Origin of the sequence: Neorhizobium alkalisoli (genome assembly GCF_007829835.1) — a bacterium.
Taxonomy (GTDB): Bacteria; Pseudomonadota; Alphaproteobacteria; order Rhizobiales; family Rhizobiaceae; genus Neorhizobium.
In genome coordinates this window covers 609,912-626,711 of the sequence record NZ_VIWP01000002.1, presented here as the reverse complement: position 1 = coordinate 626,711, position 16,800 = coordinate 609,912, and the positions used below count along the sequence as shown (strand labels likewise).

General features: G+C 61.8%; 10 protein-coding genes. 6 read left to right on the top strand and 4 right to left on the bottom strand.

The features are described 5' to 3' along the window. Window positions 1–75: 75 nt before the first annotated feature. The 4 genes from FHW37_RS08815 to FHW37_RS08800 all read left to right on the top strand — a co-directional run bounded on the left by FHW37_RS08815 (window position 76) and on the right by FHW37_RS08800 (window position 4,518). Window positions 76–537 carry a cytochrome c-type biogenesis protein gene (locus tag FHW37_RS08815; protein WP_145635113.1) on the top strand — a complete coding sequence of 154 codons (462 nt, stop codon included), beginning with the start codon at window positions 76–78 and terminating at the stop codon, window positions 535–537. Window positions 538–675: 138 nt separating this feature from the next. Further along, window positions 676–2,244: a Do family serine endopeptidase gene (locus tag FHW37_RS08810; RefSeq protein WP_145635111.1), complete on the top strand. Its 1,569-nt coding sequence runs from the start codon at window positions 676–678 to the stop codon at window positions 2,242–2,244. A 138-nt stretch (window positions 2,245–2,382) separates the two neighbouring features. Further along, window positions 2,383–3,087: a response regulator transcription factor gene (locus FHW37_RS08805; protein ID WP_281407242.1), complete on the top strand. Its 705-nt coding sequence runs from the start codon at window positions 2,383–2,385 to the stop codon at window positions 3,085–3,087. Between the two features lie 39 nt (window positions 3,088–3,126). Beyond that, window positions 3,127–4,518 carry a sensor histidine kinase gene (locus tag FHW37_RS08800; RefSeq protein ID WP_145635109.1) on the top strand — a complete coding sequence of 464 codons (1,392 nt, stop codon included), beginning with the start codon at window positions 3,127–3,129 and terminating at the stop codon, window positions 4,516–4,518. 178 nt (window positions 4,519–4,696) lie between these two features. Here FHW37_RS08800 and FHW37_RS08795 read toward each other — a convergent pair whose 3' ends face one another. Further along, window positions 4,697–6,088, bottom strand: coding sequence for a GntP family permease (locus FHW37_RS08795; protein WP_145635107.1), 1,392 nt, complete (start codon window positions 6,086–6,088; stop codon window positions 4,697–4,699). Window positions 6,089–6,464: 376 nt separating this feature from the next. Here FHW37_RS08795 and FHW37_RS08790 point away from each other — a divergent pair, with 376 nt between their 5' ends. Then, window positions 6,465–9,434: a bifunctional [glutamine synthetase] adenylyltransferase/[glutamine synthetase]-adenylyl-L-tyrosine phosphorylase gene (locus tag FHW37_RS08790; RefSeq protein ID WP_145635105.1), complete on the top strand. Its 2,970-nt coding sequence runs from the start codon at window positions 6,465–6,467 to the stop codon at window positions 9,432–9,434. 177 nt (window positions 9,435–9,611) lie between these two features. On the opposite strand, the gene FHW37_RS08785 is transcribed toward FHW37_RS08790, so the two are convergent. Together FHW37_RS08785 and FHW37_RS08780 are read right to left on the bottom strand one after the other, a co-directional pair. Next, complete coding sequence (locus FHW37_RS08785) at window positions 9,612–11,957, bottom strand: PAS domain-containing sensor histidine kinase (RefSeq protein ID WP_432442842.1); 2,346 nt, start codon at window positions 11,955–11,957, stop codon at window positions 9,612–9,614. A 171-nt stretch (window positions 11,958–12,128) separates the two neighbouring features. Beyond that, window positions 12,129–13,331, bottom strand: a complete 1,203-nt coding sequence (locus FHW37_RS08780) for an MFS transporter (RefSeq protein WP_246690709.1) — start codon at window positions 13,329–13,331, stop codon at window positions 12,129–12,131. 217 nt (window positions 13,332–13,548) lie between these two features. On the opposite strand from FHW37_RS08780, the gene FHW37_RS08775 reads away from it, so the two are divergent. Then, window positions 13,549–14,103, top strand: coding sequence for a TetR/AcrR family transcriptional regulator (locus FHW37_RS08775; RefSeq protein WP_145635100.1), 555 nt, complete (start codon window positions 13,549–13,551; stop codon window positions 14,101–14,103). A 2-nt stretch (window positions 14,104–14,105) separates the two neighbouring features. On the opposite strand, the gene pepN is transcribed toward FHW37_RS08775, so the two are convergent. Then, a complete protein-coding gene (gene pepN / locus FHW37_RS08770; RefSeq protein ID WP_145635098.1) occupies window positions 14,106–16,754 on the bottom strand; it encodes an aminopeptidase N in 2,649 nt (882 codons plus the stop codon). Window positions 16,755–16,800 lie beyond the last annotated feature (46 nt).

The window sequence follows — 16,800 nt, the reverse complement described above, 5'->3', positions numbered from 1 at the left end:
ATGCCTCAATTGGGTCTGGGAGCATGCGGCTTGTTCCCTTCTCCGCGCGCGCGGGGAGAAGGTGGCGGCAGCCGGATGAGGGGCTTCGTCAGCAGGCTTCTTCTCATCCTGTTTATCCTCGTCCCCATCCCGGCCTTCGCCGTCAATCCCGACGAGATGCTGAAAGACCCGGCTCTCGAACATCGAGCCCGGGAAATCTCGGCGCAGCTGCGCTGCATGGTCTGCCAGAACCAGTCCATCGATGACTCGAATGCCGATCTCGCCCGCGACCTGCGCGTTCTTGTGCGCGAGCGGCTGACAGATGGCGACAGCGACGGCCAGGTGCTGGATTATGTCGTGTCGCGTTACGGCGAGTTCGCGCTGCTCAATCCGCGTTTCAGTGCGAAGACGGTGATTCTCTGGGTCATGCCGATCGCAGCACTCCTGATCGGTATTCTGGCGCTCGTCATTTTCATCCGCACCCGCCCGAGCCAGCGTTCAGTTGCTGCCTTGAGTGCCGAAGAGAAGGCACGGATCGACGATCTGCTCGGCAAATAGTCGGGTTTTTCCAACATTACGAACATTTCATTCGCTCGCCACCTCCAGTTAACGTGACGGCTCCTATATCTTGGTCATCAAACGCAGCCGGCATGGTCCGGCATGCAAGAGTGACAGAAGAGAAGAAGGTAGCCACACATGCGCACGATTGGACGTCCCTCCCTGAAAACGGTCCTGAAAACCTCGACCGTCGCCGGCCTTGCGGCCGTCATGCTTTCGACCGGCATTCCTGCCCAGATCATGTCTTCCTATGCCGCGCCGGTGAGCGTCAACGCCCCGCAGGCCCCGAGCTTTGCCGATGTCGTTTCGGCCGTTTCCCCCGCCGTTGTCTCCGTCAAGGTTCAGTCCGACGAGCAGCAGGTTGCCGACAATGACGGTGGCAACACCTTCTCCTTCGGTGGCCGCGGTTTCGACCAGCTTCCCGATGATCACCCGCTGAAGCGTTTCTTCCGTGAATTCGGCGGCCAGATGGGCCCGAACGGTCAGGGCGGCCAGAACCGCAATCAGGACCGCGCCGACAAGAATGGCCCGCGTCCGCACCACCTGCGTCCGACCGCCCAGGGTTCCGGTTTCTTCATTTCCGAAGATGGCTACATCGTCACAAACAATCACGTCGTTTCCGACGGTCAGGCCTATACGGTCGTTCTCAGCGACGGCACCGAGCTCGATGCCAAGCTGGTCGGCAAGGACAGCCGCACCGATCTGGCGCTTCTGAAGGTCGATGCGCCGGCCCGCAAGTTCACCTATGTCTCCTTTGCTGATGACAGCAAGGTCCGTGTCGGTGACTGGGTCGTCGCCGTTGGCAACCCGTTCGGCCTCGGCGGCACCGTCACCGCCGGTATCGTTTCGGCCCGTGGCCGCGACATTGGCTCTGGCCCCTATGACGATTACATCCAGGTGGACGCTGCCGTGAATCGCGGTAACTCGGGTGGCCCGACCTTCGACCTCAATGGTCAGGTCGTCGGCATCAACACCGCGATCTTCTCGCCGTCGGGCGGCAATGTCGGTATCGCCTTCGCCATTCCGGCCTCGACCGCCAAGGACGTCATTGCCGACCTGATGAAGGACGGCAAGGTGGCCCGCGGCTGGCTCGGCGTGCAGATCCAGCCTGTCACCAAGGATATCGCCGACTCGCTCGGCCTGAAGGAAGCCTCGGGCGCCCTTGTTGTCGCCCCGCAGGAAGGCTCGCCGGGCCAGAAGGCCGGTATCAAGGAAGGTGACGTCATCACCGCCGTCAACGGCGCTACGGTCAAGGATGCCCGTGACCTCGCCAAGCGCGTTGCCGCCTTCGGCCCGAACACCAAGGTCGATGTCGATCTGTGGCGTGATGGCAAGCAGCAGACCATTCCGGTCATGCTCGGCAACATGGCAAGCGACGATACGGCTTCCAATGACAACAGCCGTCCGTCCGAGACGCCGGCTCCGTCGAGCTCCAAGGCGCTCGCCTCGCTCGGCATCACCGTCTCGCCGTCCGATGACGGTTCGGGCCTCGCCGTCACCGATGTCGACCCGGATTCGGAAGCTGCTGCCCGCGGCCTGAAGACCGGCGAGAAGATCATCTCGGTTAATAACCGCAAGGTCACCTCTGCCAGCGAAGTCGGCAAGGTCATCGAGCAGGCCCGCAAGGACGGCCGCACCCGCGCGCTGTTCCAGGTCGAGGCGGACGGTTCCAGCCGCTTCATCGCGCTGCCGATCAACGAAGGCTGATCTCCCAGCTGCCTTCATGAAGGGGCGCCGCCGGCAACGGCCGGCGCCCTTCTGCTTTGAGGAGAGGATGCCATGCAGACGATATCCCCAAATTCCCCGGCTTCGTCCAAAACGCCAGACGAATCTACTGGCGCGAAAATGGCCGTAGACGCTATTGTTCCCCACATGAAGATTCTGGTGATTGAAGACGATCTCGAGGCGGCTGCCTACATGACGAAAGCCTTTCGTGAGGCTGGCATCGTTGTCGACCATGCAAGCGACGGCGAAAGCGGTCTCTTCATGGGCTCCGAAAACGCCTATGACGTCATGGTGATCGACCGCATGCTGCCGCGCCGCGATGGCCTTTCGGTCATCAGCGAGTTGCGCAAGCGTGGCGTCAACGCGCCCGTCCTCATCCTCTCGGCCCTCGGCCAGGTGGATGACCGCGTGACCGGCCTGCGCGCCGGCGGCGATGATTACCTGCCGAAACCCTATGCCTTTTCCGAGCTTCTGGCGCGTGTCGAAGTTCTGGGCCGCCGCAAGGGCACGCCGGAGCAGGACATGGCCTATCGTGTCGGCGATCTCGAACTAGACCGTCTGTCCCATGAGGTGAAGCGGGCCGGCAAGGAAATCCTGCTGCAGCCGCGTGAATTCCGTCTGCTCGAATATCTGATGAAGAATGCCGGCCAGGTCGTGACCCGCACCATGCTGCTCGAAAACGTCTGGGATTATCATTTCGATCCTCAGACCAATGTCATCGACGTGCATGTGTCGCGCCTTCGCTCGAAGATCGAGAAGGATTTCGACAAGCCGCTGTTAAAGACCATTCGCGGCGCCGGCTACATGATCAAGGACGAGGGGTAACATCCGTTGTTTTCCCGCGCCGTCCGGCGGTCCCGGCTGATGTTCCGTTCGACGGCCGTCAGGCTGTCGGCCCTCTACATCCTGCTTTTCGCGCTCTGCGCCGCTTTTCTCGTCTTTTACGTCACCGCCATGTCGGAGCGCCTTCTGGCGCAGCAGACCCGTCAGGCCGTGCAGGAAGAGGTGACGGATATCCAGCGCGCATACGAGCGGGGTGGCATCAACCTTCTCCTGCGGATCATGGAAAGGCGCGCCCGCCAGCCGGGTGCCAATCTTTACGTGATCGCCGGGCCGAACGGCGAAATCCTTGCCGGTAACGTTGCCTCGGTACAGCCGGGTGTTCTGAACGAGGAAGGCTGGACGGATATTCCCTTCCGCTACGAGCCCTTTTCCGAACAGGGCACCCCGCGTTTCCATCTCGCCACGGCCAATGTCCTGCAGCTCGATAATGGCATGCGGATCATGATCGGCCGCGATCTCGGTGATCCGAGCCGCTTCCGTTATATCGTGCGTCAGGCGCTGATGGTGGCGCTGGCGATCATGGGTCTCGGCGCGCTGGTCATCTGGTTCGGCATCGGCCGCAATGCGCTCAAACGCATCGACCGGATGTCGGCCGCAAGTCAGAAGATCATGGCCGGCGACCTCTCGCAGCGGCTGCCCGTCGGCCGCTCCGGCGACGAGTTCGACCGCCTGTCGGATTCGCTCAACGCCATGCTCGGCCGCATCGAAAAACTGAACGAAGGCCTGCGCCAGGTCTCCGACAATATCGCCCATGACCTGAAGACGCCGCTGACACGGCTGCGCAACAAGGCGGCGGACGCGATTGCGGAAGACAGCGACGACCTGCGCCGGGCAGCGCTTGAAGGCATCATTGCCGAATCCGACCAGCTGATCCGCACCTTCAACGCCCTTCTGATGATTTCCCGTGTTGAGGCGGGTTCGATTGCCGCCGAGATGACGGAAGTCGATCTTTCGGTCATTTCCGCTGACAGCGCCGAGCTCTATGAGCCGGCGGCGGAGGAAGCGGGCCTGACGCTGACGACGGAGATCGCCGCCAATCTCAAGGTCAACGGCAATCGCGAACTGATCGGACAGGCGATTTTCAACCTGCTCGACAATGCCATCAAATACGCCGCCGAGGGCAGCGGCCCGCCGCAGATCGGCGTGCGGCTGGAAACGGCCGATGGTGCTGTCCGCCTGTCGGTCTGCGACAACGGCCCCGGCGTTCCGGCCGAGAAGCGTGGCGAAGTGACAAAGCGCTTTGTGCGCCTGGATGAAAGCCGCTCCAAACCGGGCACCGGGCTTGGCCTGTCACTGGTCGAGGCTGTCATGGAACTGCATGGCGGCACGCTGGAACTCTCGGCCACCGACGAGGCGAGGGTGGAGTCACCGGGGCTAACGGTGACGATGGTGTTTCCGGTGCCAAAACCCTGAATTGGGTTCATTGTAGCGTCTTGCCCCTCACCCTAGCCCTCTCCCCGCAGGCGGGGAGAGGGGACTTGCCCCAATAGGCCTGGAATGGGGAGCGAGTGGTTTCGGCATACCCTTCTCCCCGCAGGCGAGGAGAAGGGTCCGAAGGACGCAGCCGGATGAGGGGCGATTTCGCCTTGCACTACACCAGCGGCGGCAGAAGATTCATCAGCAGGACCATGATCAATCCGACCACTGAGACGATCGACTGGATGACCGAGATCGTCGCGGTGGCTTCCCCCATCGACATGCCAAAGCTCTCCTTCACCAGCCAGAAGCCGGCATGGTTAGCATAGTTGAAGAAGAGCGAGCCACAGCCGATCGACAGCGCCAGAAGCGGCACGTTCAGCGCGTCTGCGCCGGCAAGCGGTGCGAGAAGCCCCGAGGCGCCGACAATGCCGACGGTGGCGGAACCGGTCGAGACCGACAGAAGCATCGAGATGAACCAGCCGAGCAGGATCGGCGACAGCGAGAACTGCTGGCTGAGATGCATGATCGCATCGCCGACCTTCGCATCCGTAAGCACATGCTGGAAGGCGCCGCCGCCGGCGATGATCAAGAGCACATTGGCGATCGGCTTGACGCTGGCCGACATCGAATTGCGCAATTCCTCGGAAACGCCGCCGCGTGCATAGATCAGGATCCACGCCGCAAACAGCACGCCGATCAGCATGGCAATCGCCGGATCACCGAGAAAACCGGTGATCCTGACGATCACAGAACCCTTGTCGAAGGCAAGTTCGGCAATGGCGTTGAGCAGCATCAGCACGGCCGGCAGAAGCGCCGTCAGCAGCGAAATGCCGAGGCCGGGCGGCACATGCGAAGGATCGGTCACTTTCGAGCCGGTCGATGCGAACTGGTCGATCAGCGCCTGATCCGGCTTGACCTTAAGCCGCGGCGTGATGAAGGCGCCATAGATCGGGCCGCCGAGAATGATGGCCGGGATCGCAGCAATGAAGCCGTAGAGCATGGTCGGGCCGATGCTCGTCTTCAGCGAGGCGATCGCCGTCAGCGGGCCGGGATGCGGCGGCACCATGCCATGCATTGAGGCAAGTGCCGCAATGACCGGAACACCGACATAGACATAGGCGGAGCCGCGAACGCTGGATTGTGCATCCAGCTTGCGGGCGACGCTGAAGATCAGCGGCAGGAGCACGACGAGACCGACTTCAAAAAACATCGGAATGCCGATGATGAAGGCGGCACCGGCCATGGCCCAGGGCAAAAGCCGTGTCGGCGTCTTGCGGATGATCGTTTCCGAAATGCCTTCCGTCACGCCGCCATCTGCAAGGATTTTTCCGAGCATCGCGCCGAGCGCAACGACAAGGCCGACTGCGCCGAGCGTGCCACCGGCGCCCGCCTCGATCGACTTGATCAGCTTGTCCACCGGCATGCCGGCCACAAGGCCGACGGCGATCGAAGTGATCAGCAAAGCGAGCAGCGGATGCAGCCGGATGCGGGACACGATCAGCGCGACAAGGAAAACGACGCCGCCGACGGCGGTCACGAGAAGCTGGATATCCGTGGAACTCATGGTCACTCCCGATAGATAATTCATTGATCGACGCCGCTCTCCCGCAACCGAGAGCGCTTGCCTGATGAAGACAGATTGGAATGGTGTGCGGGCGGCGGAGTCGGATCGACATCCAGATAGATGGGATGCCAATTAAATCGCGCTTTCTTCGCATTCGTCAATGGCGGATCCCGCTGTGCCGGTACGCTCTCTGAAGAAGAGGTTTCGGCAAGACAGGTCCGTTTCAGGCATCTTGCCCGGCTTGACCCGGCTCCGTTGACATTCGAATGTGCGGATGCGACGGGCGATGCGAGCCGGGGTGAACACCGGTCCATGAGCGCGCCCGCCGCCTGCAGCTATTCCCTTTGGGAAGGATTGCAGCGAAGGGAGGAATGCGATGACCAGTACAGATACAATGCAGCCCGAACGACGCCTCGATGCCGTCGAGGCGGAAACCATCCGTCCGCTGAACCAGACGGAAGCCAAGGCGGCGCTAGCCGCTTTGAAGGAGATCGGCAAGTCGGAGCCGGACATCGCCAAAATTCTTGCGGATTACCCGGCGCTGCGGGATTTCCTCGCCGCCGCCTTTTCCCTCTCGCCCTTCCTGCGCGATATGGCGACCATCTCTCCCAAACTGCTGGCGGACGCCCTTGCAGACCCCGTGGAAACCGTTCTGTCCGGCCTGATCGAAACCGCCCGCAACGCCTGGCGGCCGTCAGACGGCGGTGCCGTGCCCTCCGAGAGCGAGGTGATGGCGACGCTTCGATATGCCAAGCGCGCCTTTTCGCTGACCGCAGCACTTGCCGATCTTGCACGCATCTTTTCCGCCGCCGAGACGACAAGTTGGCTGAGCGATTTCGCCTCCGCCTGCACGGCCTCCGCGATCGATCATCTGCTTCTCGCCGCCCACCAGTCCGGCAAGCTGAAGCTCGTCGATCCGGCCGAACCGGCCAAGAACTCCGGCCTGATTGTGCTCGGCATGGGCAAGCTCGGCGGCCGCGAGCTCAACTATTCCTCCGATATCGACATCGTCGTTTTCTACGAGCCGGAAGCGGGGATTCTCGCCGATCCTCTCGATGCCTCGGAAACTTTTGGCCGGATGATGCGCCGGCTGATCCGCATCCTGCAGGACAGGACGGCGGACGGTTATGTCTTCCGCACCGACCTGCGCCTGCGCCCCGATCCCGGCTCGACACCGCTTGCCGTCTCGGTCGATGCGGCGCTGATCTATTACGAGGGCAGGGGGCAGAACTGGGAGCGGGCCGCCTATATCAAGGCGCGGCCGGTGGCCGGCGATCTCGCGGCCGGCGAAGAGTTCTTGCGCCAGATGACGCCCTTCGTCTTCCGCAAATATCTGGACTATGCGGCCATCGCCGACATCCATTCGATCAAGCGGCAGATCCACGTCCACAAGGGGCATGGCTCGATTGCCATCAAGGGCCATGACGTCAAGCTCGGCCGAGGCGGCATTCGCGAAATCGAATTCTTTGCCCAGACCCAGCAGCTGATCGCCGGTGGTCGCATGCCCGCCCTTCGGGCGCGCGAGACTGAGATAGCGCTCAATGCACTTGCCGAGGCGAAATGGATCCGCCCCGAGATCGCCATCGAACTGACGGAGGCCTACTGGTTCCTGCGCGATGTCGAGCACCGGATCCAGATGGTGCATGACGAACAGACCCATCGCCTGCCGGACACTGATGCGGAACTGAAACGCATCGCCCTGATGTTGGGTTTTGCCGACCAGCGCACCTTTTCCGAAAAGCTCGAGAATGTGCTGCGGTTGGTCGAAAAGCGCTATTCGAGACTGTTCGAGCAGGAGGAAAAGCTTTCCGGCGACATCGGCAATCTCGTCTTCACCGGCCAGAAGGATGATCCCGATACGCTGAAGACGCTGGCTGATCTCGGTTTCTCCCGCCCCGCCGACATGTCGCGGCTGATCCGCACCTGGCACAATGGTCGCTACCGCGCCACCCAGTCGATCGAGGCGCGTGAACGGCTGACCGAACTGATGCCGGCGCTGCTGAAAGCCTTTGGCGAAAGCCGGCGTGCCGACGAAGCCCTGCTACGCTTCGACAGTTTCCTGAAGGCACTCCCTGCCGGCATCCAGCTGTTTTCGCTGATCGGCAACAACCCGGCGCTTCTGTCGCTGATCGTCACCATCATGTCCTCGGCGCCAAGACTTGCCGATAGCGTCGCGGCCAAGCCGCATATCTTTGACGGCATGCTGGATCCCGGCCTCCTGTCGCAACTGCCGACCCGCGACTATCTCTCCGCACGCCTCGCCACCTTCCTGAACGGCGCCCGTTATTATGAGGAGCGGCTGGACCGCTTGCGCATCTTCTCCGCCGAACAGCGTTTTTTGATCGGCGTGCGCCTGCTGACCGGCGCGATTTCAGGCGAGGAGGCCGGCCGTGCCTTCACCCATCTCGCCGATATCCTGATCGGCGCGGCGCTCGATGCCGTGCTGGATGAGGTGACCGAGGCGCATGGCACCTATCCGGGCGGACGTGTGGCGCTGCTCGGCATGGGCAAGCTCGGCAGTTTCGAGCTGACCGCCGATTCCGACGTCGACCTGATCCTCCTCTACGATTATGACGACACGGCATTCGAGAGCGATGGCGCAAAGCCGCTCGATGCGCAGCGTTATTTTACGCGGTTGACGCAGCGGCTGATCGCGGCTCTCTCTGCACCAACGGCGGAAGGCGTGTTGTTCGAGGTCGACCTGCGCCTGCGCCCCTCCGGCAACAAGGGCCCGGTCGCCACCCGTATCGGCGCCTTCGGCAAGTACCAGCGCGAAGAGGCATGGACCTGGGAGCATATGGCGCTGACAAGGGCGCGCCTCATCTGCGGCGATGAGAGCCTTTCGGCCGAGGCGGAGGCGCTGATCTCGGACGTGCTCTCGGAAAAATCCGATCCGCAAAAGATCGCAGCTGACGTCCGCGAGATGCGGGCCCTGATCGAAAAGGAAAAGCCGCCGCGCGATATCTGGGATGTGAAGCTGATACCGGGCGGTCTCGTCGATATCGAGTTTATTGCTCAATATCTGAGCCTCGTCGCCCCGGCAAAGGGTGTCCCACCGTCTACCTATGGCTCCAGCACGGCGGAAACACTTCAGGCCATCGGCACGCCGCAGCTGGCGCCTGATGATCTCGCCATCTGCCTTGAGGCGCTGCATCTCTTCTCCGAATATGCCCAGATCACGCGCCTCTGCCTCGACGCGCCCTTCGATCCGAAGGATGCGCCGGCAGGGCTCGTTGAGCGTATCTGCAAGATCGGCGATTGCCCGGATATCGGCACGCTGGAGGGCGAGATGAAGAGGCTGGCGAAGGCGGTGCGGGCGGTGTTCAGGAAAACAGTCGGGGCTTAGTGGTTGCGGCTGCCCCTCATCCGGCTGCCGCCACCTTCTCCCCGTAAATACGGGGAGAAGGGATATGCCGAAACGTCTCCGTCCCTCTCAGACATAGCATGAGCCACGTCCCCTCGCCCCGTTTACGGGGAGAGGGTTAGGGTGAGGGGCAATCAGGAACTCAGTGGCTAAAGGTCTTCAAGCAATCCGCTTGCGGGCAACCACCGGCATCGGCAGGTCAGGAATATGCAGCGAAACGATCGTGCCCATTCCGACCTTGGAGCGGATGCGCATGCGGCCGCCATGGAGCGCCACCAGCGAGCGGGAGATGGCGAGACCGAGGCCCGAACCACCCTTGCTCTTGGCATATTGGCTCTGAACCTGCTCGAAGGGCTGGCCGATCTTCGAAAGCGCCTCTTTCGGAATGCCGATGCCGGTATCGGCGATCGTCATCAGGATGCCGCCGCTCGTCCGCTTGGCGCGCAGTTCGATATTGCCACCTTCATTGGTGAACTTTACCGAGTTCGACAGGATGTTCAGCATCACCTGTTTCAGTGCCCGGCGGTCGGCATTGATGCCGAGGTTTTTCGAGAACTTCTGGTGGATGGAAATTTCCTTTTCCTGCGCGACGATCGACGTCAGGCGCAGGGTTTCCTCGATCAGCGGCGTCAGGTCGACGGCCTCGCAGCTGATGCGCATATGGCCGGCCTCGATCTTCGACATGTCGAGAATGTCGTTGATGACGTTGAGCAGGTGCTTGCCGCTGTCGTGGATATCCTTGGAATATTCCGCATATTTCGGCGAGCCGAGCGGGCCGAACATGCAGCCGACGAGGATTTCGGAAAAGCCGAGAATGGCGTTGAGCGGCGTGCGCAACTCGTGGGACATGTTGGCCAGAAATTCCGACTTCGCCTTGTTGGCGGCCTCAGCACGTTCCTTTTCCGCCTGGTAATTGGCATTGGCCTCGGAAAGCTCGGATTTTTGGCGCTCCAGCTTCTTCTGCGAGGCGGAAAGATCGCCGATCGTTGCCATCAGGCGGCGTTCGCTTTCGCGCAGGCGCTCCTGGTGGCGCTTGAGAAGGGTAATGTCGGTGCCGACCGAAACCGTGCCGCCATCGCGGGTGCGGCGTTCGTTGATCTGCAGCCAGCGCTCGTCGGCAAGCTGCACTTCCGTCGTGCGCGACAGGCCGCTGCCATCGGCATCGGCGACGCGACGCTCGATCACCGGCCGGGCCGAGGCGGCCGTCACGGCGGCACGTTCGGTGCCGGGCACCAGCACGCTGTCCGGCAGGCCATGCGCCTGCTGGAAATGGGTGTTGCACATCACCAGACGGTCGTTCTTGTCCCAGAGAACAAAGGCTTCCGAGGTGCATTCGATCGCGTCGGCAAGCCGCTGGTCTGCCTCGGCGTAACGTTGGGCCAGGCGGTGCTGTTCGGTCACGTCCATGGCGATGCCGATCACATGGGTGCGGCCGTTTGCCATGCGGACCACCTGGGCACGGGCGCGCATCCAGACATAGTGACCGGCGGCGTGGCGCATGCGAAACACCTGGTCGACCTGGCGGGCATTGCCGCGGCTGATGGTGCGGGCAAGAGCGTAGAGATTGCCGTCGGTCGGGTGCATCATCCTCGCGGCGTCGGAAAAGGACACGACATTGCCGACCGGCGGCATGCCGAGCATTTCATACATCGAGCCGGACCAGAACAGCCGCTTGTTGTCGACGTCGAAATCCCAAAGGCCGCAGCGACCACGGGAAAGCGCGGTCTCAATGCGCAGGTTGGACTGGAGAAAGGTCTCGTCGGCGTCGCGGGCGCGCTTCACCTGCACATAATAGGCATAAAGGATGACGAGAAGAATGGCGGAAATGCCGGCGAAGATCGTGACGTTGAGCGAGACTTCGTGGCGGATGAAACGGTTGGTCAGTTCCAGCGAATGGGCGGCGATGACGAGCGCCCCGTCGCTGCCGATCGGCTGGATGGCGGCGAAGAACGGCGTCTCGCCGAAATAGGTCTCGATCACGCCGCTGCCGCCATCGACGCGGCGCAGGGCTGCTGTTTCCGGCAGGATGGAGGACAGCGAAAGGCCGAGATAGGAACCGCTGTCGCCAGCGCCGCCAAAGATCCGGCCGGACGTGTCGACGAGAAGGATGGCGGCCCCTTCCTGCAGATTGCCCTGGCCGATGAAGGCGGAAAGGCGCGCTTCGGCAGCACCGCGATTGCCGGCGGCAAAGACATCGGCCTGATCGGCAAAGGCTGCGGCGGCCGTTGCGCCCATCAGCGCGGTTGTCTGGCGAGCGGCGTCTTCCATGCGCCCATGTTCGCCGATAATGCCAACGATGCGTGAGGCGGCGACCACGGCAAGGAAGGCAAGGATGAGAATGGGGATCGAGCGCTTCAGCATCATCTCGACGCGCGGCACGGGACGGGCGATCGGCTGAACGGTAAGATGGGACTCGTCGGGGTGAGCGCCCCGCAGACCGGCAAAACTCGGAAATTTAAAGCGCAGCTGTCCTCCGGCCGCGGTTTCCCGCTGCTCGCTCGCAATGATGGTCATGTAGTCCCTCGTGGTGATTCGGCGCGCCGCCGCCCGAATATGAGCAGTGAATCATTAGTGATTCTCTGTGTCCAGAGGGCTGGTAATATTTTTTTAACGATTTGATTCAAAAGGGATTCACGGTCGTGGAAATCACACGACCGCAACCCTTGATGATTTGCGCTACGAGAGCGCCTTGGCTTCCGTCAAGTTGGTTCTGGTGATTGCCACAGATATCGCGGAGAGCAGAACGATCGCTGCGCCATAGACATAGGCCGCTGTCTGCAGGCCGACCATCGGGGCGGCAAAACCGGCAATGATGGCCGGCACGGAGAAGGCGAGATAGCTTTCGATCAGGAAGGCGGCGAACAGTTCGGCCCGCTCATGGGCTTCTGCAAGCGGCAACAGGATCCGCAGAATGTTCGAGAAGATCGCACCGAAACCGAGGCCGGCAAGGGCGGTCCCGACAAACAGCAGGCCGACGGCCTGCAGATGCACGCCGGCAAGCGTCACGATCACGCCGACCACGAGCGCCGCCGTGCCGTTGAACAGAACCTTTTGCGCCGGCCATTTGCGGAAGATGAAGACGGAAGCGGTGCCGCTCAGCATCAGCGTGGCGACAACCGCAGCCCCGATGAAGGGCGAGACGATGCCGGTCGCAACCGTCACCAGCGTCGGCATCAGCGACAGGTAAAAACCGCCCAGCGACCAGCCCGCGACATTGACCGGCGTGACGCGGATGAGGGTCGAGCGCGCCCGGCGAGGCACGCTGACATGCGGACGCAGCGAGGCGAGAGCGCCCGGCCGCCGCGAAATCGTCTCCGGCATCAGGGTGAGCGCTGCGATGCCGAGCGCGGTCAGGACGAGGAGGACGATATAGACGAGCTGTGTCGGATGCGGCGCGAACTCGACCAGAAAGCCGCTTAAGAGCGAGCCGACAGTCAGGCCGAGAAAGGCCGTAACGCCGTTGAGGAGCGGTGCCCTTGCCTTGTCGGTGTCGAGAATGGTGGCACCGAAAGTCGGGAAGGCGATGCCGGTCGCAAAACCCTGGATGATCCGGGCGAAGATCAGGCCTGAAGCGGAATTGGCAAAGAGGAAGATGACCAGAGCTGCGCCATTGAGAAGCAGCGCCATCAGGATCAGCGGCTTGCGCCCGAGAAAGTCCGAAAGACCGCCGGCCGTCAGCAGTGCTGCCAGAAGCGCAAAGGCATAGGCGCCGAAGATCAGCGTGATCGTGCCGGAGGTCAGGTGAAACGTCTGCTGGTAGAGATGATAGAGCGGCGTCGGCGCGCTGCTGCAGGCCGAGATCATCACGGCGCCGATGAAGCTGTAGACGGTCATGCGCGAAAAGGCCGAATTGGCCGCTGCGGGAGTGGGCTGGTTCATGAGATCACCTTAACGCAAATTATTAGCGTTAGTGGGATATAATTGCGATCCTGAATTAATGCAATATATTTGCATTAAGATGCGTCGTGAAGATTTGCCGTCGCTATTTAGGGGCGATATGCGCAATGGATGGCGTGAGATGCGCAATGCCGGTGAAACGGCTTTTTGCGCGGGTAAAAATGCGGATGCCGGCAGAACCGGCGCGGGAAGGAAAACAATGGCCAGGGAAATGTTGCGTCAGGGCGGCCGGAGTGCTCGCATCCAGGAGGCGGTGCATCGCACGGTCAAGGAGCTTCTGGCGCAGATGGATCGCAGCGAGATCACCGTGCCGATGATTGCCGAAAAGGCCGGCGTCCCGCCTTCGACCATCTATCGCCGCTGGGGCGACCTTTCCGATCTTCTCGCCGATGTTGCGCTGGAGCGCCTACGGCCGATCGCCGATCCGGAAGACACGGGCGCGATGGGATCGGATATCGAAACCTTCATCGTCGATTATGCCGAGGAAATGTCGTCGGATGTCGGTCGCGGCATGTATTCCGACATTCTCGGCAGCTCGTCGGATAGCGCCGCCCGCTGCTGCCATTATACGATCCATCACCTCGAAACGCTGCGTCAGCGTGCCGAGGGGCGGGGAGAGCCGGGTTTTGAAGTCGATGCCGCGATGGACAAGATCGTCGCGCCGATCGTCTACCACATCCTGTTTCAGGATAAGGCAGTAACGCCCGACTATTGCCGGGCGCTGGTTTCGGATTTTTTAGGCGGTAAGGGCTGAACTCAGCCCTTGAGCATGCGCTCGACGATGTCGCGCACGTCGGTCGACAGCGTCGGCGTGCGTTCGATCGTCATCAGCGCGTCGCGGGCAGCGTCGGCTCGCTGCGGCTCGAGCGAACGCCAGGAGCGCATCGAGGTCAGGATGCGGGCGGCAAGCTGCGGGTTCTTTGGGTCGATCTCGAGGATACGCTCCGCCAAGAACTTGTAACCTTCGCCGTCGCGGCGGTTGAAGCCGGTCGGGTTGCCGAAGGCAAACGTGCCGATCAGCGAACGGACGCGGTTCGGATTGCCGGCGATGAAGCGCGGGTTTTCCATCAGTGCCTTGACGCGGTCGAGCGCACCGGCACCCGGAATGGTCGCCTGCACCGAGAACCACTTGTCGATGACCAGAGCATTGCCGTCGAAGCGGGTGAGGAACGTGTCGAGCGCCTTGGCCGTTTCCGGCGCATCCGGAAAATGATGCGCAAGCAGCGTCAGCGCCGACATCTGGTCCGTCATGTTGTCGGCGGCTGCAAAAGCCCCGGCGGCCCGAGCCGGCGTCGCTTCCGCATAGGTGAGATAGGCGAGTGCACTGGAACGCAGCGCCCGCTTGCCGGCGTTTTCGGCATCCGGGCTATAGGCGCCGTCCGTCTGCATATCGTCGAAGAGGCGCGCAAAGGTCTGGGCGCCGGCCGTGGCGATAGCCGAGATGATGGCCTGGCGTCCGGTGCGGATTGCGTCGGGATCATTGTTGCCGCCGAGTTCGCGGCCGATATCGGCCTCGCTCGGAAGCGTCAGAACCTGCGAGCGGAAGGCGGGCTCGAGCGTATCGTCGCCGGCAGCTTCCAGGATCGCGGCAATCAGGGCCGGATCACAGGTGATCTCCTTGCCGTCGCGGGCATCGCGTGCGGCCTGCGTCAGGTTCGGAATGGAAAGATCGGTCAGGGCCTGCCAGCGGGCAAACAGATCCGTATCGTGGCGGGCGATATGGGCGAGATCGGCTGCACTCTGGTTGAACTGCAGATTGATCGGCGCCGAGAAACCGCGGTTGAGCGACAGGACCGGACGCGAGGAAATGCCCTTGAACACAAAGATCTGGTTGCGCTCGGTCAGGTGCAGCACTTCACCGGTCACTTCGCCGCCGGTGACGGAGGAGGGCGTGGCAGCCGCACCGTTATCCGAGATCAGCGAGAAGGACAGCGGAATGTGCATCGGCAGCTTGTCCGGCTGGCCGGGCGTTGCCGGAACCATCTGCTCCAGCGACAGCGTGAACGTGCCGCTTGCCTGATCGTATTCGCTCGACGCGGTGACGAGAGGCGTGCCTGCCTGCGAATACCAGAGCGAGAACTGTTTCAGATCCCGGCCAGCGGAATCCTCAAAGCACTTCACATAGTCCTCGACCGTGACGGCCTGGCCGTCATGACGTTCGAAATAGAGATCCATGCCCGACTTGAACCCGTCCTGGCCGAGCAGGGTGGAGATCATGCGGGTGACTTCCGAACCCTTCTGGTAGACGGTCGTCGTGTAGAAATTGTTGATCTCGCGATATTTCGTCGGGCGTACCGGATGCGCCAGCGGGCCGGCATCTTCCGGGAACTGTTCCGATTTCAGATGGCGGACTTCGGCGATGCGCTTGACGGCGCGCGAGCGCATGTCGGCCGAAAATTCGTGGTCGCGGAAAACCGTCAGGCCTTCCTTGAGGCAGAGCTGGAACCAGTCGCGGCAGGTGATGCGGTTGCCGGTCCAGTTGTGAAAATATTCGTGGGCGATGATCGCCTCGATATTCGCATAATCCTGGTCGGTCGCGGTTTCCGGATCGGCCAAGACATACTTGTCGTTGAAGACGTTGAGCCCCTTGTTTTCCATGGCGCCCATGTTGAAGTCGGAGACGGCGACGATCTGGAAGATGTTGAGATCGTATTCGCGGCCAAACCGTTCCTCGTCCCATTTCATCGAGCGCTTCAGCGCATCCATGGCATAGGCCGCGCGGGCTTCCTTGCCGTGTTCGACATAGATTTTCAGCGCGACTTCATTGCCGGACATAGTCTCGAACGTGTCTTCGACGACACCGAGATCGCCGGCGACCAGCGCGAAGAGATAGGACGGTTTTGGATGCGGATCGAACCAGGCGGCGAAGGCGCGGCCTTCGTCATAGCCGGCGCCGCCGAGAAAATTGCCGTTCGACAGCATGACCGGATTGGCCGCCTTGTCACCGATAATGGTGATCGTATAGGGCGCCAGAACATCCGGACGGTCGGGGAAATAGGTGATGCGGCGAAAGCCTTCCGCCTCGCACTGGGTGCAATAGACACCGTTGGTACGATAGAGGCCCATCAGCTGCGTATTGGCTTCCGGGTTGATATAGGTCGTGACCGTGATTTCGAACGGCGTTTCTGCCGGCAGGTCACGGATCGTCAGGCTTTCCGGCGTGACGTCATACTGGCTGGCCGGAACCTCGTTCTGGTCGAACAGCAGGCCGGAGAGGTTGAGCTCATCGCCATCGAGCACCAGCGGAGCGGACGGATCGACGCCTTCGCGGCGATGGAAGATAAGCCGGGCTTCCACCTTGGTATTGGTTGGATCGAGCTCGAATGTCAGATCGACACGTTCCAATACGAAATCCGTGGGGCGGTAATCTGCCAGATTAACGATCTGACCAATATCTGTTCGCATAGTGATTCCCGGACGACTCTAAAAATAAGCGATGGAACGAGACGTG